The sequence below is a fragment of the Sulfitobacter sediminivivens genome, from assembly GCF_042611115.2.
Taxonomy (GTDB): Bacteria; Pseudomonadota; Alphaproteobacteria; order Rhodobacterales; family Rhodobacteraceae; genus Sulfitobacter; species Sulfitobacter sediminivivens.
Genome location: NZ_JBHGAR020000014.1, coordinates 99,905 through 116,876, shown reverse-complemented (window position 1 = coordinate 116,876; position 16,972 = coordinate 99,905). Strand labels below are relative to the sequence as shown.

17 protein-coding genes are annotated in these 16,972 nt (G+C 56.1%); 10 read left to right on the top strand and 7 right to left on the bottom strand.

What is annotated here, in order from left to right; translation table 11 throughout:
* The first annotated feature begins 318 nt into the window (after positions 1 to 318).
* Positions 319 to 2,775: a methyl-accepting chemotaxis protein gene (locus ACEWL3_RS14705; RefSeq protein ID WP_435001082.1), complete on the top strand. Its 2,457-nt coding sequence runs from the start codon at positions 319 to 321 to the stop codon at positions 2,773 to 2,775.
* Positions 2,776 to 2,872: 97 nt separating this feature from the next.
* Here ACEWL3_RS14705 and metG read toward each other — a convergent pair whose 3' ends face one another.
* Together metG and ACEWL3_RS14695 are read right to left on the bottom strand one after the other, a co-directional pair.
* Entirely contained in the window at positions 2,873 to 4,585 is a 1,713-nt protein-coding gene (metG, locus tag ACEWL3_RS14700; RefSeq protein ID WP_386183570.1) for a methionine--tRNA ligase, read from the bottom strand.
* 65 nt (positions 4,586 to 4,650) lie between these two features.
* The gene (locus tag ACEWL3_RS14695; RefSeq protein ID WP_386183572.1) at positions 4,651 to 5,886 is read right to left on the bottom strand and encodes an MFS transporter; all 1,236 of its coding nucleotides are present in this window, start codon (positions 5,884 to 5,886) and stop codon (positions 4,651 to 4,653) included.
* 34 nt (positions 5,887 to 5,920) lie between these two features.
* On the opposite strand from ACEWL3_RS14695, the gene ACEWL3_RS14690 reads away from it, so the two are divergent.
* Both ACEWL3_RS14690 and ACEWL3_RS14685 read left to right on the top strand, forming a co-directional pair.
* The gene (locus tag ACEWL3_RS14690; protein ID WP_435001078.1) at positions 5,921 to 6,058 is read left to right on the top strand and encodes a hypothetical protein; all 138 of its coding nucleotides are present in this window, start codon (positions 5,921 to 5,923) and stop codon (positions 6,056 to 6,058) included.
* A complete protein-coding gene (locus tag ACEWL3_RS14685) occupies positions 6,058 to 7,101 on the top strand; it encodes an aldo/keto reductase (RefSeq protein ID WP_386183819.1) in 1,044 nt (347 codons plus the stop codon). Before ACEWL3_RS14690 ends, ACEWL3_RS14685 begins: the two co-directional genes overlap by 1 nt.
* Here ACEWL3_RS14685 and ACEWL3_RS14680 read toward each other — a convergent pair.
* The gene (locus ACEWL3_RS14680) at positions 7,073 to 7,795 is read right to left on the bottom strand and encodes an NUDIX hydrolase (RefSeq protein ID WP_386183575.1); all 723 of its coding nucleotides are present in this window, start codon (positions 7,793 to 7,795) and stop codon (positions 7,073 to 7,075) included. The genes ACEWL3_RS14685 and ACEWL3_RS14680 overlap by 29 nt on opposite strands.
* A 39-nt stretch (positions 7,796 to 7,834) precedes the next feature.
* Complete coding sequence (locus ACEWL3_RS14675) at positions 7,835 to 8,176, bottom strand: DUF983 domain-containing protein (protein ID WP_386183821.1); 342 nt, start codon at positions 8,174 to 8,176, stop codon at positions 7,835 to 7,837.
* Between the two features lie 266 nt (positions 8,177 to 8,442).
* On the opposite strand from ACEWL3_RS14675, the gene ACEWL3_RS14670 reads away from it, so the two are divergent.
* From ACEWL3_RS14670 to ACEWL3_RS14650, 5 genes are all read left to right on the top strand, one after another.
* Positions 8,443 to 8,988 carry an EF-hand domain-containing protein gene (locus tag ACEWL3_RS14670; RefSeq protein ID WP_386183577.1) on the top strand — a complete coding sequence of 182 codons (546 nt, stop codon included), beginning with the start codon at positions 8,443 to 8,445 and terminating at the stop codon, positions 8,986 to 8,988.
* A gap of 55 nt (positions 8,989 to 9,043) precedes the next feature.
* Complete coding sequence (locus tag ACEWL3_RS14665; RefSeq protein WP_386183824.1) at positions 9,044 to 9,649, top strand: RNA polymerase sigma factor; 606 nt, start codon at positions 9,044 to 9,046, stop codon at positions 9,647 to 9,649.
* Positions 9,633 to 9,998 carry a hypothetical protein gene (locus ACEWL3_RS14660; RefSeq protein ID WP_386183579.1) on the top strand — a complete coding sequence of 122 codons (366 nt, stop codon included), beginning with the start codon at positions 9,633 to 9,635 and terminating at the stop codon, positions 9,996 to 9,998. Before ACEWL3_RS14665 ends, ACEWL3_RS14660 begins: the two co-directional genes overlap by 17 nt.
* Positions 9,991 to 10,506, top strand: a complete 516-nt coding sequence (locus ACEWL3_RS14655) for a periplasmic heavy metal sensor (protein ID WP_386183582.1) — start codon at positions 9,991 to 9,993, stop codon at positions 10,504 to 10,506. The genes ACEWL3_RS14660 and ACEWL3_RS14655 overlap by 8 nt, the downstream gene beginning before the upstream one ends.
* 148 nt (positions 10,507 to 10,654) lie before the next feature.
* Positions 10,655 to 11,146 (top strand): hypothetical protein, encoded by a 492-nt coding sequence (locus ACEWL3_RS14650; protein WP_386183584.1) that lies wholly within the window; start codon positions 10,655 to 10,657, stop codon positions 11,144 to 11,146.
* A 38-nt stretch (positions 11,147 to 11,184) separates the two neighbouring features.
* Here the strand turns inward: ACEWL3_RS14650 and ACEWL3_RS14645 are convergent, their stop codons facing one another.
* From ACEWL3_RS14645 to ACEWL3_RS14635, 3 genes are read right to left on the bottom strand one after another with little or no spacing between them, the layout of a single operon-like run.
* Positions 11,185 to 11,757 carry a TadE/TadG family type IV pilus assembly protein gene (locus tag ACEWL3_RS14645; RefSeq protein WP_386183586.1) on the bottom strand — a complete coding sequence of 191 codons (573 nt, stop codon included), beginning with the start codon at positions 11,755 to 11,757 and terminating at the stop codon, positions 11,185 to 11,187.
* Positions 11,757 to 12,296, bottom strand: a complete 540-nt coding sequence (locus ACEWL3_RS14640; protein ID WP_386183588.1) for a TadE/TadG family type IV pilus assembly protein — start codon at positions 12,294 to 12,296, stop codon at positions 11,757 to 11,759. Before ACEWL3_RS14640 ends, ACEWL3_RS14645 begins: the two co-directional genes overlap by 1 nt.
* Positions 12,293 to 13,735, bottom strand: coding sequence for a pilus assembly protein TadG-related protein (locus ACEWL3_RS14635; protein ID WP_386183591.1), 1,443 nt, complete (start codon positions 13,733 to 13,735; stop codon positions 12,293 to 12,295). Before ACEWL3_RS14635 ends, ACEWL3_RS14640 begins: the two co-directional genes overlap by 4 nt.
* Before the next feature lie 353 nt (positions 13,736 to 14,088).
* Between ACEWL3_RS14635 and ACEWL3_RS14630 the strand changes: the two genes are divergently transcribed.
* Together ACEWL3_RS14630 and ACEWL3_RS14625 are read left to right on the top strand one after the other, a co-directional pair.
* Positions 14,089 to 15,519 (top strand): Glu/Leu/Phe/Val family dehydrogenase, encoded by a 1,431-nt coding sequence (locus tag ACEWL3_RS14630; RefSeq protein ID WP_386183593.1) that lies wholly within the window; start codon positions 14,089 to 14,091, stop codon positions 15,517 to 15,519.
* Positions 15,520 to 15,791: 272 nt separating this feature from the next.
* Positions 15,792 to 16,865: a bifunctional transcriptional activator/DNA repair enzyme AdaA gene (locus ACEWL3_RS14625; RefSeq protein WP_386183596.1), complete on the top strand. Its 1,074-nt coding sequence runs from the start codon at positions 15,792 to 15,794 to the stop codon at positions 16,863 to 16,865.
* The last annotated feature ends 107 nt before the right edge of the window (positions 16,866 to 16,972 follow it).

Genomic DNA, 16,972 nt, shown 5'->3' with positions numbered 1-16,972 from the left:
GGGCGGCGTTTCACGCGGGTGAAACGCCGCCCCTATTATTTCTGCACCACCCGCCGATCATGGTGGTCATTTGATCCCCTTGTTGTTTCTATCATTGTTAAGCCCGTCGTAAGACCTGCGCGCCTATGGTGCCTCGATGTCCCGGTCTGGGGGCATTTTGAGGCAAGAGGAATAGCGATGGCATCCAAGGTCCGCCCCATAAAGCGTGCAAATCCTTTAAACACCCTGTTTTTTAAGTGCACCGCAATGGTTGCTGTTTGCGTGCTGTTGGTTGTGGCAACAATAGAGCTTTCCTACTATCGGCAGATTTCTCAGAAAATGGCCAGAGATCTGACGGCGCGCGCAACCGAGGTCACCGGATTGATGGCATTGCAATTGGCAGGATCAATCACATTCGGCGAGATGGCAAAACTGGATAAGATCGTCACCGGCGTGGTGGAAACCGCTGGTCAGGATGCAACCGGTGCGGTTGTATTTGATCTGCAAGGTGAAATTCTCTTTGCCACACCCGAAATGGAAATCGATGCGCGTGTCACAAGAGATATGATTGCGGTGGCACGCGAAACGTTGACTGCTTCGATCAGCGAAGATGGCAAGACAGTTGCAGCGCCAGTTCGATTTGGGGTCGAAGGGGCCGCCATCGGGTTTGTGGTGACCACTTGGACCGACGAATTCATGCGCGCCACATTGGCCCGCGAGCAATTGAGTATCATTCTGGTCGGTCTTTCTGTCTTGATCGGTGCCTTGTTTGCCTGTGCTTATTTCCTGCATGCAAAGATGTCGCGCCCTCTGGTTGAGCTTGAAAGCGCGATGAACGACGTGGTGTCGGGTCAATATGATATTGTCATTCCACATACCGCGCGCCGCGATGAGATTGGGCAGATGGCGGATCGTTTGGATGAGTTTCGGCTGGCGCTTGAATCCGCCAAAGATGCCGCGCGCGAGACCGCATTCAAAAGCGCTGCTTTCGTGGCGTCATCGACTCGGCTGATGATTGTTGACGAAACCTTTAAGGTGATTTTTGCGAATCCGGCTTGTGAGGCCTTGATGACAGAACTGTTGCCAGTTCTTTCAGACACGTTGCCCGAGATCACCGGTTCAAAGGTTTTAGGGGCCGACCTGACCAAAATGCCCTTGTTGCAGGATGCTATCTCCGCGTTACAAAACGCCCGAGGAGCAAATGAAGTCGGCGCAAAATCAGTTCCGGTCATGTTGCGCCTGGGTGATCGCGCCATCCAGATAAGAATGAATAAGGCCCTCGACGAGAATGGCACTTTCTTTGGCTGTGTCATTGAATGGAGCGACCGCACAGAAGCACAACGAAACGCCGCATTCATTGACGCCATCAATGCCAGCCAGCTGTCCATCGAATTTGACGCCGGTGGCAAAGTACGTGACGCCAACGCTAATTTCCTGACCATGATTGACGGCAAGCGCGAAGACACCGCCGTATGCAGTTTGCCGAGGATGTTTGCAAAAAACCTGAAAGATGATCCAAAGGGCGCGATTTTCCATAACCGCGTGCTGACGCGTGATCTCACCCAAGGGCGGTTTTCGGCCTATAGCACCCACGCGGACAAATCGTTTGTTCTTGAGGGAAGCTTTGCCGTGATTGACAGCGCCGAAGGAACCCCCGAGCGGATCATATTCCTCGCGTCCGACGTCTCCGCCCATGATGAAGCGATGCGCCGTTCCGAAACAGAGCAGGCGCAGGCGTCTCAGGAACAGGGTCATGTTGTCGACCTGCTTGGGATTGCATTGAACAATCTGGCAGACGGTGATTTGCAGGCGGACATCACCGAGCAGGTCCCAGAACCTTATGTGAAATTGCGCGCGGACTTTAATGCAACTGTGGACTCCTTGCGTAATGCCATTTCATCTGTGATCCAAAACGCAGATTCCATTCGTAACGAGACAACGGAAATTACATCATCCGCTGACGATCTGTCGCGCCGCACCGAAAGACAGGCGGCAACATTGGAAGAAACCGCAGCTGCCTTGGACGAGCTGACAGTGTCTGTAAAATCAGCTGCTGAGGGTGCAGATGACGCTAGAAAGATGTCAGCGGACGCGCAAAAGAATGCAGAGCAAGGCGGCATCATTGCTCGGCAGGCAGTCGATGCGATGGACGGGATCAAGACCTCGTCACAGGAGATTTCGAAAATCACCACTGTCATCGACGATATCGCGTTTCAAACCAACCTGCTTGCCCTCAACGCAGGCGTCGAAGCCGCCCGCGCTGGGGAAGCCGGGCGTGGATTTGCCGTTGTCGCCACCGAAGTGCGGGCCTTGGCGCAGCGTTCATCTGACGCGGCGCGCGAGATTAACGCGCTCATTTCGTCCAGTGGTGATCAGGTCCGTCAAGGAGTGGAGCTGGTCGACAAAACTGGTGCCGCCCTTGCGTCAATCGTGACATCAGTTTCGGAAATATCGAACCGGGTTGCCAATATCGCCACATCTGCGCGCGAGCAATCAAGCGGGCTGGCGGAAATCAACTCGGCGATTAATGAGCTTGATCATGTGACCCAACAAAACGCGGCGATGTTTGAAGAAACAACTGCCGCAAGTCACGCCCTGACGGCAGAGGCCGACGCACTTGCGTTGGCCGTCGCAAGATTTCGATTGAATGCGGGGTCGGGCGGACCCGAAACATCGGTTGTCAAATTGCGCGCAACCCGAACGTCCCCAGCCGCGGCCTCGACCGCTGCAAGGCAGGGAACCCTTGCCCATGACACGACGCTGGAGGCAGAGATCGATGGCTGGGAAGAATTCTAGATTCTGCCCAAAAAGCGACCAATGATTTCATAAATCGCCTGTTCTGTGACGCATAAACTTCGCGGTGTTTTCAAAGCGGCAATCGGCCGATCAATACCTAGTCGCGGATCCCGGCAAATCTTTCTGACCATGCGTCGCGCTCTTCATCGCTGATTTTTGCAAACAACACTTCTGGCACGTCAAAGGCATGACCGGGGGCCAAACCCGCCAAAGCAGCACGAACATCGTCTGGCCAGCCCGGGTCCTGGACCCGCATCGCCGCAAGCATGGAGGCGGACGCGGTTGGGATGAAAGGTGCCGAAAGGACCGCATAGAGAGGGATCAGGTTCAGGGCCAGCCGCACCTGTGCAGCGGCTTTATCAGGATCGGTTTTGAAGGTTGACCAAGGCGCCTCGGCCTGAAGATATTCGTTTCCCGCAGCCCAGATCGCGCGCAATTCCTGCGCAGATTTCCGCACTTCCATCGTATCCATATGATCCTGATACCGCGCCACCCGTGCGGTCAGATCGGCGATCAACGCCTCTTCGGCCGGGCCGTACTGTCCGGCCTCTGGCACCATTTCGCCGAATTTCGACCGGCAGAACTTGGTGATCCTGCTGATAAAATTGCCCAGGACATCAGCCAGATCTTTGTTGGTCGACGACTGAAAGTTTTCCCACGTAAATTCAGCATCCGATGTTTCCGGCGCGTGGCTCAGGAGCCACCAACGCCAATAATCAGCCGGTAAAATTTCAAGCGCCTGATCCATGAACACGCCGCGGCCCCGCGACGTTGAAAATTGTCCGCCGTCATAGGTCAGAAAATTGAACGATTTGATGTAGTCGACCAATTTCCATGGCTCTGCCGAGCCCATGATGGTCGCGGGAAAGCTCAGCGTGTGAAACGGGACGTTATCCTTGCCCATAAACTGGGTATAGCGGACGTCATCCGCACCTTTGTCCGTGCGCCACCAGCGTTCCCAATCCGTGCCCTTTCCCGCATCAACCCATTCCTGCGCGCAGGCAATGTATTCAATCGGGGCATCGAACCACACATAAAAGACTTTGCCTTCCATACCCGGCCAATCTTCTGTCCCGCGCTTGACAGGCACGCCCCAATCCAAATCGCGGGTGATCCCACGATCTCGCAATCCATCGCCATCGTGCAGCCATTTGCGTGCGATGGACGTGGTCAGGACTGGCCAGTCGGTCTTTTCATTGATCCAGGCGTCCAGACGATCCTTCATCAGACTTTGTCGCAAAAACAGATGTTTGGTTTTGCGCATCTCAAGATCTGTAGACCCCGAGATCGTGCTGCGCGGATTGATCAGCTCAACGGGATCTAACTGCTTGGTGCAATTGTCACATTGATCGCCGCGCGCGCTGTCAAACCCGCAGTTGGGGCAGGTGCCTTCGATGTATCTATCGGGCAGAAACCGCCCATCGGCGTTCGAGTAAACCTGTTCCTCGACCACCTCTTCGATCAAACCCTGATCCGCCAGTGCCCCCGCAAAATGTTGAGTCAGTCTCTGGTTCTGTGCACTGGACGAGCGGCCAAAGTGGTCAAACGACAGGCCAAACCCGGAAGCGATCTTGGCCTGAACATCATGCATTTCGGCGCAGTATTCGGCAACGGGTTGACCTGCTTTTGCGGCAGCCAGTTCAGCCGGCGTTCCGTGCTCATCAGTGGCGCACAAAAACAGCACCTCGTGCCCTCGGGCGCGCAGGTAGCGGGCATAAAGATCGGCAGGCAGCTGGCTGCCCACCAGATTGCCCAAATGTTTGATCCCGTTGATATAGGGGATGGCGGAGGTGATGAGATGTCTGGTCACGCAAGAGGCCTTTGGTCGTTGTTCAAAAGACGCTTTAGCAGGCTGCGCAGGTGGCGACCAGCCTGTCAGTCGGTGTGATTTTTGGCATTTCGACTGCGGCCAAACAATCGACCAACCACAAACGTGGTGCGCGGTGTGCTTACGAATCGCGTCCGGTCTTTGGGTGTGGCGCGGGCGCGCATGCGGCTCAGACCAAAGATCACCAACACCGCATGGGCCGCTGAGATCATCAAGAACAAGGCGCGGGGGCCATAGTTTTCAATGAGTACCGACGCTAGATAGGGGGCGAATATGGCACCCAGGGCAAAGAAAAACATCAACGCTGCCGACAGTTCGACCCGTTCTGCATTGCTTGCAAAATCATGCGCATGGGCCGCAGCAACGGAATAGATCGGAAATGTCGTCAGGCCAAATAGCCCGGCACAAAGCATAATACCAATGGTGCCCAACCCGGCAGCAGCAACCGTGACCATCGCACTTACGATGGCAGCCACGGAAAGCCAGATCAGCACCCACCGCCGGTCATATTTGTCCGCAAGCCAGCCGACGGGCACCTGCGCCAGCGCGCCTCCCAGTACAAATGCCGACAAGAACCAGGCGATCTGGCCAGCCGTCAGCCCAACCTCCTGGCCATAAATCGGACCGACCATGCGAAAGGATGCACTTGAGACCGCAGCGACAACCACACCCGCAGCGGCCAATGGCGAGCGGTCAACCGCCAATCGGGGCCGCAGGCGGGGCGAGGTCGGCGTTTCCGGTTGCTTCATCGTGGTCAGGGTCAAGGGCAACAGGGCCGCACAACACCCAATGGCCAGCAGGTTGTACGAGACATAAGATGCAGGCCCAAGGACGCCCACGACCATCTGCGCCGCCAGCGATCCACCCATGTCGACAACCCGGTAAACGCCCATGGTGCGGCCACGTGTTTCGTTGGTTACTTTGGCTTGCAACCACGCCTCGACCACAGTGTAGCACCCCGCCACGCAAAGCCCCGATGCGACCCGCATCAACGCCCAGGCATAGGGGTTCACCACCATCATATGGGCCATCAGCCCAATGGCCCCCGCAGCGGTGAAGGCGGCAAAGGCGCGGCTGTGACCAACGCTGCCCATCAGACGCGGTGCCCACCAGCATCCGATGAAGAAACCAAAGAAATGTGCCGAGCCGAGAAAACCAATCTCTTGACGCGAAAAGCCCAGTTGCAACCCGGACAAAACATCCAAAGGTCCTACACCGCCCGACGACAATTGCAGCAGAATGACAGACAGGAACAGGGCGGCAAAGGAAATAAGCAAACGCATACTGCAAGCTTGACCGCTTTGCTCGCGAATCCCAATGCCATTCGCGACTGCGGTCAGTCGTTTTTGCCGCACCGTGTGGATTGATCCAAAGTATTGGGTCGAGGGTGCGGGTATCGCCTTGCAGCGCGGCGGTCTGGGACTAGATTGGGCTGAATTGCAGGGGAACGCATGATGAAAATGAACGATCTGGGACAGAGCGGGATCAAGGTCTCGGCGTATTGCCTTGGCTCAATGACGTGGGGCACGCAGAATACCGCCGCCGAGGGCCATGCCCAGATTGATCGAGCGTTGGACGCAGGCATCAACTTTGTCGATACGGCCGAAATGTATCCGGTCAACCCGGTCAGCGCTGAAACCACAGGGCGTACTGAGGAGATTATCGGCCAGTGGGTTGCCAAATCCGGGCGGCGCGCTGACCTGGTTTTGGCCACCAAACATTCCGGTGAAGGTCTGGGTCATGTGCGTGACGGCGCACCGATTTCATCAGCCACAATCGCCCAGACAATTGAGGGATCGCTAAAGCGGCTGCAGTCAGATTACATCGACCTCTATCAGTTTCACTGGCCAAACCGGGGGAGCTATATGTTCCGCAAGAACTGGACGTATGATCCGTCGGGTCAGGTTCGTGCTGACACCATCGCACAGATGGAAGACGCGATGGGCGCTTTGCAGCGCGAGGTTGAACGGGGCACCATCCGCGCCTTCGGGCTGAGCAACGAAAGCGCCTGGGGCTTGACGCAATGGGCGACGGTTGCCGCGCGTGTGGGTGGGCCGCGCCCCATTTCGGTGCAGAACGAATATTCGCTGATGTGCAGGATGGCAGATACGGACGTGGCGGAAACCTGCGTGAACGAAGACATTGATATGCTGTCGTTTTCGCCTTTGGCCGCCGGGCTATTGACTGGGAAATATCAAGATGGGGCAGTGCCTGACGGGTCACGCATGTCGCTGAACGGTGATTTGGGCGGCCGCAGGACCGATCGCGCGTTTGAAGCTGTTTCCGCCTATTTGCAGGTCGCAAAAAACCACGGTTTGGACCCTGTACACATGGCATTGTCGTGGTGTGTTGCGCGGCCCTTCATGGGGTCAGTGATTTTTGGGGCCACGTCGATGGATCAGTTGAACGTGGCATTGGGTGCCGCTGATATCACCCTAAGCGACGAGGTCACGGCAGAGTTGGACACCGTTAATCGCGCGCATCCTTTGCCGTATTGAGCAGTGCGTTATGTTCACCGCGCAGCCTGAGAAACAGGCTTTCTTCGTCGGTGTTCTTAAAAAATGGTACAGATGTCGGCGGGTTCGGGTCGTGCGCGCGCGCCTCAACTTCGGCCAGGACAACTTCGGTGATGAAGGGCATATCGAATGCGCGCGCCTGTGCCAGTGACACCCATTGCAGATGCGATAGCTCATCACAGGCGGCGTCGAAATCGTCAAGATCGCTGGCAATTGCGTCTGCATCGACCAAAAAGAACCGCGCGTCAAACCGGCGGGGGCGGCCCGGAGGCGTGATGGCGCGGAACACAAACTGCAATGCAGCAGCATCGGGCAGGTGACCCGTCGCGGCGAAGGTCGACCAGTCCTGCGGCACCGGTTCAGCCCACTGACCTTGCTGGCCCAAAATCAACCCGGTTTCTTCCCAAAGCTCGCGGATGGCGGCCACAGCGAGTGCATGCGCAAGGTTTCGCCCTGCGTCCTCGGCCAGACGCGTGGCACAGGTGTCGGGTAGGGGGGCGATAAGTGGGATGTCTGCGTCATCCGTATCAACCGCACCGCCCGGAAACACAAATTTGTTCGGCATAAACACCGCTTTGGCTCCGCGCTGACCCATTAAAATGCGCGGGGATGTGTGGCGGTCACGCAGTACAATCACCGTGGCGGCATTGCGGATCTGGCTCTTGTCGATGGTCATCGTTGTTGTCTCCCGGCATGTGCTGACCGCCGGACAGGATCAGGGTCTTCGGCCAAAGCCGCCCATTTCCTTGGCCCATTGAAAGCCGATCAAGGCCCCCTTCAGTCTGGGCAGAAGGTAAAGCGAGAGGCCGACACATCCAACCGCAAAAAGCGTAAACAAGGTCAGCGGTTCAGGCCGCCATGTGACAAAGACGACGTGCAACAGGGGTGCCATTAGGTGCCCGACGATCAGGATGGTCAGATACGCTGGGCCATCATCCGCGCGATGGTGATAAAATTCCTCGCGGCAAACGGGACAGTCATGGTTGACCTTCAGATAGCTTTTCAGCAACGGACCTGACCCGCAGCTGGGGCATTTGCCACGCCATCCACGCCGCATGGCGGGCAAACGCTCTCGCACGCCGGTTGTGTCGGTGACAATATCGGATCGGAGTTGATTCTGGGCCATGCGTGCTTCCTTGGTTGTCTTCTAAATGAAGCGGACGCGATCAAAAAGGAAGGGCTTGCGGCAAACTTGCGTCGCCATGTCGCAAAGCAGCGATGAATTTCCCTGCAGATTTTTCGACGGAAATTTCCGGCGCCTGCGTTTGAACCAGTACGAAGCGGCCAAATGGGCGCAAAGGATAGATAACCAGGAGTACCAAAATGACATATCGGGCAAATTTGCAATTAGCGGCTTTGACAGCCTTGATCGCCGTGGGCGCAGGGGCGGCCCTTGCAAAATCGGGTGACCGTTTCCAGGCGTTTTCAAAGATCGACAGCGATGCAAATGGACAGATTACGCGAGAGGAAATGAGTGCACATGCCGCGGCGCGCTTTGCAATGAACGACACAGACAGCGATGGGTTTTTAAGCGCTGATGAAATGCAAGCTGCCCGTGCCGCGCGCGGTGGCAATCGTGCCGAGCGGATGCTTAAGCGGTTTGACAAGGACGGCAACGGCGCATTGGATGCAGCAGAACTTGAAGCCGCTTCTGAACGGCGACAAGGCATGCGCGGTCAGCGTATGATGGGCCGTCTGGACACCGACAAGGATGGCAAGCTGTCTATGGCTGAAATGGCCGCGGGCCGTGACCCCGCCAAGATCTTCGAAAGGCTTGATGCAGATGGAAATGGCACGTTGAGCGCCGAGGAATTTGCAATGGCCCGTCAGCACGGCAAACGCCAGCATGGCAAGCCTGCATCTGAATGATCCTGTTGCCGGGCGCGCTTGTGTTGCGCGTCCGGTTTCTCTAGCCAGCATTGCAATGGATGACATTCAACACGGCACAGGCACTGATGTGGACGGCGACAAAGATGCAGCGGTTTTGCAGGGGTATGCGCAGGGTGATCCTGCGGCAGCGCGCCTGCTGGCCCTGCACCTGACGCCGCGCATCTATGGACATGCGATGCGGGTGTTGGGTGACAGTGCCGAGGCCGAGGATGTCACCCAGGAAGCGCTGTTGCGGCTGTGGCGCATCGCGCCTGAATGGCGCAGGGGTGAGGCAAAAGTGACAACGTGGCTATACCGTGTGGTGGCAAACCTGTGCACAGACAGATTGCGCAAGCGGGTGACACTGCCGCTCGAAGACGTGGCGGAACCTGCCGATCCAGCCGCATCTGTTGAGGATAGATTGCAGAATGCCGCACGTATGGATGCGCTACAATTGGCTTTGAACACACTGCCAGACCGGCAACGTCAGGCGATCGTGCTGCGCCATATCGACGGCTTGGCCAATCCTGAAATCGCCGACATTCTTGAGGTCGGGGTTGAGGCAGTGGAAAGCCTGACAGCACGCGGCAAACGCGCCCTTGCTGTCGCATTGGCTGGACAACGAGAAGCATTGGGGTACGCAGATGAAAAGAACGGATAACGATATGGATGACCAGACATTGGAAAGCCTGTTTGAACAGGCACGTGCCGCTCCGCCCGCATTGCCCCCGGAGTTGATGGCCCGTGTTTTTGAAGATGCGCGTGTTTTGCAGCCAGACGGTGAAACCGTCGGATGGCGGGGGTGGGTGCGTGCCATTGGCGGACTGCCTGCCTTAAGCGGGCTGGTCACGGCGACATGCGTTGGGTTTTGGCTGGGCTTTGCACCGCCTGATGGGATGCCTGATCTGGCAGGGCAAGTCCTCGGCCAGCAAGACGACATAGAACTGGAAATCGCGACGGATCTGACAGGGTTCGGTTGGGACATTGAGGAAGGAATTGCTGATGGTTGATGACAAACCACAGCGCCGCAAGTGGATCATGCGTTTGGCTCTCGCGGTATCATTGGGCCTGAACCTGTTGTTTGTGGGCGCTTTTGCAGGTGCTGCGTATCGCGGCGCGGGTGGACCCGGTCCGCGTAACGGCGAAGGAACTGGTCTGCGCGGCTATGCGGCACCCTACGTTCAGGCGCTGCCGCGTGAAAAACGCAGGGCGCTGTTTCAAGCTTTGCATGATAACCGAGACGGTGCGGCACCTCTTTCAAGAGATGCGCGCCGGGCGCTTTATCAACAGATGGTTTCGGTCTTGCGGGCAACCCCTTTTGATCCAGCAGCAGCCGAACAGGTGCTTGGTGCCCAACGGGACGCTGTTTTGGGTGTCCATTCGGCAGCGCAATTGATTTGGCTGGAAGAAGTCACCGAGATGACGCCAGAAGAACGAGCAACATACGCGGACGGCCTGGAAAAAGTCCTCGCGCGCGGACCACGGCGTCGCGACAGGACCAACAAAAGCGATCGTTAAGCAGGGTTATCGGTTCGGTTGGTCGCGTCAGGGGTGAGCGCGGTTTTCAGGTCTCAGAAGAACCGGCAATCTTGCTTTGAGATGCACGCGCGGTTGCCCTATGCCGCGCGGCGGGGTAGGCACGCGCAGCTTAGCTGAAGGGTGCGCCATGACGTCTCAGAAAAATCAAAAGGTTCTCGCTGTCGTCCAGGCGTCGGCTGGCAGGCGCTTTCTGGGTCTGGCTTCGCTTAGTCTGTTGGGCTTTTTGCTGATTTATATTGCGATTGCACGTTCGCCAGAGTTCATCTGGCAGGTGTTTTTGATCGCAGTCGCTGTCGCTGCACTTTGGTCTGCAGATGCCATGCGGCGGGGCACAGCCAGCGCGGTTGAGTTAACAGAAACCGAACTGCGCGATGCTGACGGTACGTTGATCGCGCGGGTCGCGGATATTGAAAGCATGGACCGCGGATTCTTTGCCTTTAAGCCGTCGAATGGGTTTTTGATAAAGACCAAAACCGCAAACCGGCGCGTATGGCGGCCGGGGTTGTGGTGGCGCATCGGGCGGCGGATCGGTATCGGGGGCATGACGCCCGGTCACCAAACCAAATTAATGTCTGAAATGTTGGCCGCTATGATGGCAGAACGCGACCCGCAAGACTAGCTGCGGATCGCGTTAATCGTTTTCTCGTTGCATTGTGATCAGTTACAGGTTTCCCAGCACACCCTTGGTGCGTATCGCGGTCGCGTGAAGACAAAATTGCGAATTTGGCGTTCTTCCAGCCCGGTTTTGAAGGGCGGGTCATAGTCGCTCCAGGTTTCGACCAGGATAAGGCGTTCTTTATCAGGCATAACGGGCAGTAGTTGGTGCCAGTTCTTGACATCAGTGTTTGTCAGAGGTTCGATCGACCCAAGTTTCTGCGACCAGTCAGCTTTGTACTCGTCGGCAACAGCGTCATACCAAAGCGACGAAACCCGGATTGATGATTTGTCCTTGGCGCGGGCCAAATATTCAAACAGATCCCGCACACCTTCAAGGTATTGGTTGTCAATCGGCACAGTCTCCCGCGAGATCGCGTCGCCGATTGTGAAAGCCGCCTTTTGGTTGATGCTGTTCATCCGGAAGGCATCAAAGATCGAAAACATAGATAGATACGTCCAGAACAGCAGCGGCAAGACGACCAAGGCTTCGATGGCGATTACCCCATCCTCCCGACGCAGGAAATCACAGCGCAGAACTGATCTGAGAGTTGACTTGATTTGGATCATCAACATCAGTTTGGCTCCTGTACAAAGGCGGAAGTTGAAACCATCCGCGCGCGGCCTGACCCATCTTTGGTAAAGGCATAGCCAAGACCGGACGTTGGAAAGACCGGTTTGAATTTGACGCAGGCGCGCAAGATCATCAGTTGGTGTTCACGGCCCAGGTCAAATCCGCGCGGATCCTGCACAGGTTGGGAAACATCAACACAATCCGCACTCCGGTTAAACGCGGCAAACTGCCGGGGGTCGAGCGGTGCCATTTCCAGGCGCAAGGTGCTGTCGCAATCCTCAAGGAAGCCGGAATAATCACAGATCATGTCTTTGAGCTGGCCATGGGTCATGTCCGTGTTCGTGTTCAACCGCACATAACGCACGGTCATATCCAGGCCACGGTCCAGAAACATATGCCGCATTGCGTAAAGGCCCATTTCCACGGACATCAAAAAGCAGCTAAAGATTAGCGGCACAAAAATCACGAATTCCAACATGATCGCTGCGCCGTTTTCATCCCTGCGAAAACGGCAAAGCCTGTTCTTGAGGGATGAAATCATTGTGTCAACCTCAGCTGATTGATCTGGCGTGCAACGGCTGCAAATGCTTCACTGATCTCAACACCTTCCACCCGGAAGAAGTGGCTGGGTGAGGAGGCGCAATCGTTCATGACGGATGCCCCATGGTCAGTGACTTCAAAGCCAATGGACCAGATCACGATCCTCGCATCTTTGGCGGCATCACAGATTGACTTCAGCAAGGTGTCGCCTTGTGACGCGGTGTACTTCTGCCAATAAAAGCGGGATCGGTAATAATAGCTCACGTAGTTACTCAGATAGTAATTCAGGTTATAATTGTTCCAGTGCACGCGCTCACTGTCAGAGTCGTAGTAATAGCTCGCGATGCGATTGCTGCTGCTGTTCTGACCATCGGTCATCAAAACGATGGTTTTTAACGTCTCGGCGTCGGAATGCGCCGCTGGCCGGTCGGCGAACACCGCGTCCACATTGTTGTTGGCAACTAAGTTGGTCGTCAGGGGCCGGAAAGACGGGTCCAGCATCGCAGTGGCCCATTTCATACCCAAAAAGATCTGTGTACCGGCCCGAGGCTTGTACTGATTGATTTGGCCCTTAAGGTAAGCCGCGTTTTGGCTGATTGGGACAATGCGCTCGTATGAGTAACGTGGGCAAACAGTGTCATAACGGGTGTTTCGTTGGGTCCCGCTTTGGTTGGAATAGGTGTTCCACTGGAAATGCTGCATTTGATCGTAGGTACGTGACGTATCCAGCGCGACCGAATTATATTCTGAATCGGGGATTTCCAGGCAGTGTGAATAGTTATGTGTTTTGTACACGTTCAATTGGTCCATGATCATGGGCCCAACATTCACGTGTTGTGAGTAGGGCACCAATGAAACTGAGATGAGATCCGCATTCTCAGGCTTGAGCACGGTGTCGATGAACACGCCTGCCGCATCCCGGAGGTTCTGCATTTTGGTGCCGTCGTTCATGGAGCCGGAAATATCCAGAACCATCGAAATCTCGACCTTGTTTACTTTTTCTTCGGCGGTTGAGGTCGCCGGGATTGTCAGTGTTTTGACACCCATCGACCTCATGAACTGTGTGTTCATGGTCGTTGTCGCGTCCACTTTTACTGTGCGAAAGTTCAGACCTTCGTTGACATAGACATTCGAGACATACTCGCCCATGCCGGATTTGACGAAGTAGTCCCGTACAACTGCCTCTGGATCGAGGGGTTGATCAAGGTCAGCGGCGGCAAGTACCGCGCGGTCTGCGACAGCTTGCAGTCGTGTGCGCTCCATTTCGTGGCGCATAAGATCGACGCCGATGCCGCCAACCAAAATCATAATCACAATCATGAAGCACGCAAAGATCGTCATGACCCCGTCATCGTTTTTTACAAAACGGCGGTAGGTCAGAGCGGCAGTGCTTGATTTTAACGCAGCAACGATGGGGGTCTCGCAGACATTACGTTTCATCGCTAATAACCTTTCATGTCTGTAACCCGAAATAGGGCACAACCTGTTCGTAGGACTAATCCTTCATGATCTTGTGACGGATAATCGTGTCCGAATTAGGGCGTAGAATGGGCAAAATCACTGATTTTAAGGGCTTTTTTAGCATTAATCTTTTGTTAAGCAGACTGTTGTTTCCAGTTCGGACACGATCATACCCAATTAAGACCAATTTTGTTAAAGCGCGCGAAAAGCGAGCGAAGAGGTGAAAAAAGTCGCACCTTTTTAACTTCGGCTTTAGGGTGGCGCGTGATGATTTGTCAAATGGGTGAGTCGCAACACATGCGGCGCGCCCTGAGACCCAACAGGAGAATCCGATGAGCCCCACCACCGAACCGAGTTTCCGTGAAAGTGTAGACATCATGTTCAACCGCGCCGTGGCACTGATGGACTTGCCACCGGGGCTGGAGGAAAAGATCAGGGTTTGTAACGCGACCTATACCGTGCGCTTTGGTGTGCGGCTGCGCGGCAAAATCCAGACGTTCACCGGGTATCGGTCAGTGCATTCTGAACATATGGAGCCCGTCAAGGGGGGGATCCGCTATTCGCTTGGCGTGAACCAGGACGAGGTCGAAGCGCTTGCCGCCTTGATGACCTACAAATGTGCGCTGGTTGAGGCTCCGTTCGGTGGCTCAAAGGGCGGGTTGTGCATCGATCCGCGTGAATACGACGAACATGAGCTTGAACTGATCACCCGTCGTTTCGCCTATGAGCTGATCAAACGCGACCTGATCAATCCCGCACAAAACGTACCTGCGCCGGACATGGGAACGGGTGAACGGGAAATGGCCTGGATTGCGGACCAGTACAAACGCATGAACACCACCGAACTTAACGGTGTGGCATGTGTGACCGGCAAACCGATCAATGCGGGTGGTATTCAGGGCCGCACAGAAGCCACCGGACGCGGGGTGCAATATGCGCTGCATGCGTTTTTTCGTGATTCGCAAGGGTTGGAAAAGGCGGGGCTTACCGGCGAGCTGAAAGGCAAACGTGTCGTGGTGCAGGGCCTTGGCAATGTGGGGTATCATGCCGCCAAGTTCCTCAGCGAAGAGGATGGCTGCATCGTCACAGCAATCATCGAACGGGATGGGGCGCTGCACAACGAAGCTGGTCTTGAAGTCGAGGCCATCTATCAGTGGATCGCCAAACATGGCTCGATCAAAGGGTATCCTGACAGTCATTTTGAATCTGATGGGGCAAAGCTGCTGGAAGCGGAATGTGACATTCTGATCCCGGCAGCCCTGGAAGGTGTGATCAACATGAGCAACGCGGAACGCGTCAAAGCGCCACTGATCATTGAGGCCGCCAATGGCCCGGTGACCGCTGGCGCGGATGAAGTGTTGCGCAAAAAGGGCTGTGTGATCATTCCAGACATGTATGCCAATGCCGGCGGTGTGACGGTGTCCTATTTCGAATGGGTGAAAAACCTGAGCCACATCCGCTTTGGCCGCATGCAGCGCCGTCAGGAAGAATCGCGGCACCAGCTGGTTGTTGATGAATTGGAGCGTCTGAGCTCGGACAAACAACTTGGCTGGACACTGAGCCCGGATTTCAAGGAAAAATATCTGCGTGGTGCAGGTGAATTGGAACTGGTGCGCTCCGGCCTCGATGACACAATGAGCACAGCCTATCAGTCGATGGCAAATGTCTGGCATAGTCGCGATGACGTCGATGATCTGCGCACAGCCGCGTATCTGGTGTCGATCGAGAAAGTCGCAGCGAGTTATCGCGCCAAGGGCCTTTGATAGTGAACACAAGTTCATGCAGGGCGGTTACGGCCGCCCTGTTGCTGCCGAAGAGGTATTTTATAGCGACGTAGAAGTCTTTTGCATGAAGAGGCTGGGGGCATTCAGCACTGTAACCAAAGTAGGTGGATTGCGAATTCTCAAACAACTGCTGCTTCCGGGCTGTGTGCACGGCAGCATTCATTGGGATGGGCATCAATGGATTTAGGGAAAACTGAATAGACGCCTGTTCTTGGGCGGACAGACCTGTGCGCAGGGCGTAAGATCGCCGCATGATGTTTGATTTGCCCGATGACGATACCCTCTTTGCCGCACTCTTGGCGCGCAACCCGGCCTATGATGGACGCGTTTATGTTGGTGTGACGTCAACCGGCGTGTTTTGCCGGCTCACCTGTCCTGCGCGCAAACCCAAACGCGAAAACTGTCAGTTCTTCGACCGGATCGGGGCGTGTATTGAGGCGGGGTATCGGCCTTGTAAACGGTGCCACCCCATGTCCCCGGCCGTCGAAAACGATCCAGACATTGCCCGTCTGCTAAGCGCGCTGTCGGATGACCCGGCCCGGCGCTGGGGCAAGCGCGATATCATGGCGCTGGGGCTGGACCCATCGACCATGCGCCGTGCGTTCAAACGGCAATTTGGCATGACCTTTCTGGAAATGGCGCGTCTGTCGCGGCTGCGGACCGGGGCGGAAAAGCTGCCCAAAGGTGCCCGCGTGATCGACGCACAGTTTGAGGCGGGATACGAAAGTCCGGCAGCCTTTCGCAGTGCCTTTTCGCGTTGGCTGGGCCTGCCACCGGCACGCTTTGCCAAGGACGCGATGCTGCGGGCGGACTGGCTTGATACCAGGCTCGGCGTGATGATCGCGATAAGCGATGCGCATGCGCTGCACTTGCTCGAATTTACCGAACGCAAGGCGCTGCCCCGCGAATTGAAACGACTTTACGCTTTTGCCAAGGGCAGCCTTGGATTTGGCCGATTTGCCCCGACCGACCGGATCGAAGCGGAATTGGACGCGTTTTTTGATTTGCGCAATGATCAGTTCGAAACCCGGCTGGCCCCTCACGGCACCGCGTTCACTCAAGAAGTCTGGCGCGCGTTGCGCAAAATCCCGGCGGGCGAAACCCGCAGCTATTCGGATGTGGCCCGTGCCATCGGAAGACCGGATGCCAGCCGCGCTGTGGCGGGGGCGAACGGGGCCAATCCGATCGCAACTGTGATCCCGTGTCACCGGGTCTTAGGGTCGGATGGTGCGCTGACGGGGTACGGCGGCGGGCTTTGGCGCAAACAGGCGTTGATCGAATTGGAGCGCGGATTTGCGAGGCATGAAAAATCGGCGTTATCATGATCCTTTGCCATCTAGACGCGCAGGCCTTTGCGAGGCTGTACTCGAAGGATGCGCTGCGTGGTCGCGTTATGAATGACGCGTTTGGGCAGGCCACGGTGCAGGTGGTA

What these genes read in the sequence shown, in the direction of transcription:
- ACEWL3_RS14705 (WP_435001082.1), top strand. Translation starts at nt 319, where the DNA reads ATGGCCAGAGATCTGACGGCGCGCGCAACCGAGGTCACCGGATTGATG.
- ACEWL3_RS14695 (WP_386183572.1), bottom strand. Translation starts at nt 5,886, where the DNA reads ATGCGTTTGCTTATTTCCTTTGCCGCCCTGTTCCTGTCTGTCATTCTG.
- ACEWL3_RS14690 (WP_435001078.1), top strand. Translation starts at nt 5,921, where the DNA reads ATGCCATTCGCGACTGCGGTCAGTCGTTTTTGCCGCACCGTGTGGATT.
- ACEWL3_RS14685 (WP_386183819.1), top strand. Translation starts at nt 6,058, where the DNA reads ATGAAAATGAACGATCTGGGACAGAGCGGGATCAAGGTCTCGGCGTAT.
- ACEWL3_RS14680 (WP_386183575.1), bottom strand. Translation starts at nt 7,795, where the DNA reads ATGACCATCGACAAGAGCCAGATCCGCAATGCCGCCACGGTGATTGTA.
- ACEWL3_RS14675 (WP_386183821.1), bottom strand. Translation starts at nt 8,176, where the DNA reads ATGCGGCGTGGATGGCGTGGCAAATGCCCCAGCTGCGGGTCAGGTCCG.
- ACEWL3_RS14670 (WP_386183577.1), top strand. Translation starts at nt 8,443, where the DNA reads ATGACATATCGGGCAAATTTGCAATTAGCGGCTTTGACAGCCTTGATC.
- ACEWL3_RS14665 (WP_386183824.1), top strand. Translation starts at nt 9,044, where the DNA reads ATGGATGACATTCAACACGGCACAGGCACTGATGTGGACGGCGACAAA.
- ACEWL3_RS14660 (WP_386183579.1), top strand. Translation starts at nt 9,633, where the DNA reads ATGAAAAGAACGGATAACGATATGGATGACCAGACATTGGAAAGCCTG.
- ACEWL3_RS14655 (WP_386183582.1), top strand. Translation starts at nt 9,991, where the DNA reads ATGGTTGATGACAAACCACAGCGCCGCAAGTGGATCATGCGTTTGGCT.
- ACEWL3_RS14650 (WP_386183584.1), top strand. Translation starts at nt 10,655, where the DNA reads ATGACGTCTCAGAAAAATCAAAAGGTTCTCGCTGTCGTCCAGGCGTCG.
- ACEWL3_RS14645 (WP_386183586.1), bottom strand. Translation starts at nt 11,757, where the DNA reads ATGTTGATGATCCAAATCAAGTCAACTCTCAGATCAGTTCTGCGCTGT.
- ACEWL3_RS14640 (WP_386183588.1), bottom strand. Translation starts at nt 12,296, where the DNA reads ATGATTTCATCCCTCAAGAACAGGCTTTGCCGTTTTCGCAGGGATGAA.
- ACEWL3_RS14635 (WP_386183591.1), bottom strand. Translation starts at nt 13,735, where the DNA reads ATGAAACGTAATGTCTGCGAGACCCCCATCGTTGCTGCGTTAAAATCA.
- ACEWL3_RS14630 (WP_386183593.1), top strand. Translation starts at nt 14,089, where the DNA reads ATGAGCCCCACCACCGAACCGAGTTTCCGTGAAAGTGTAGACATCATG.
- ACEWL3_RS14625 (WP_386183596.1), top strand. Translation starts at nt 15,792, where the DNA reads ATGATGTTTGATTTGCCCGATGACGATACCCTCTTTGCCGCACTCTTG.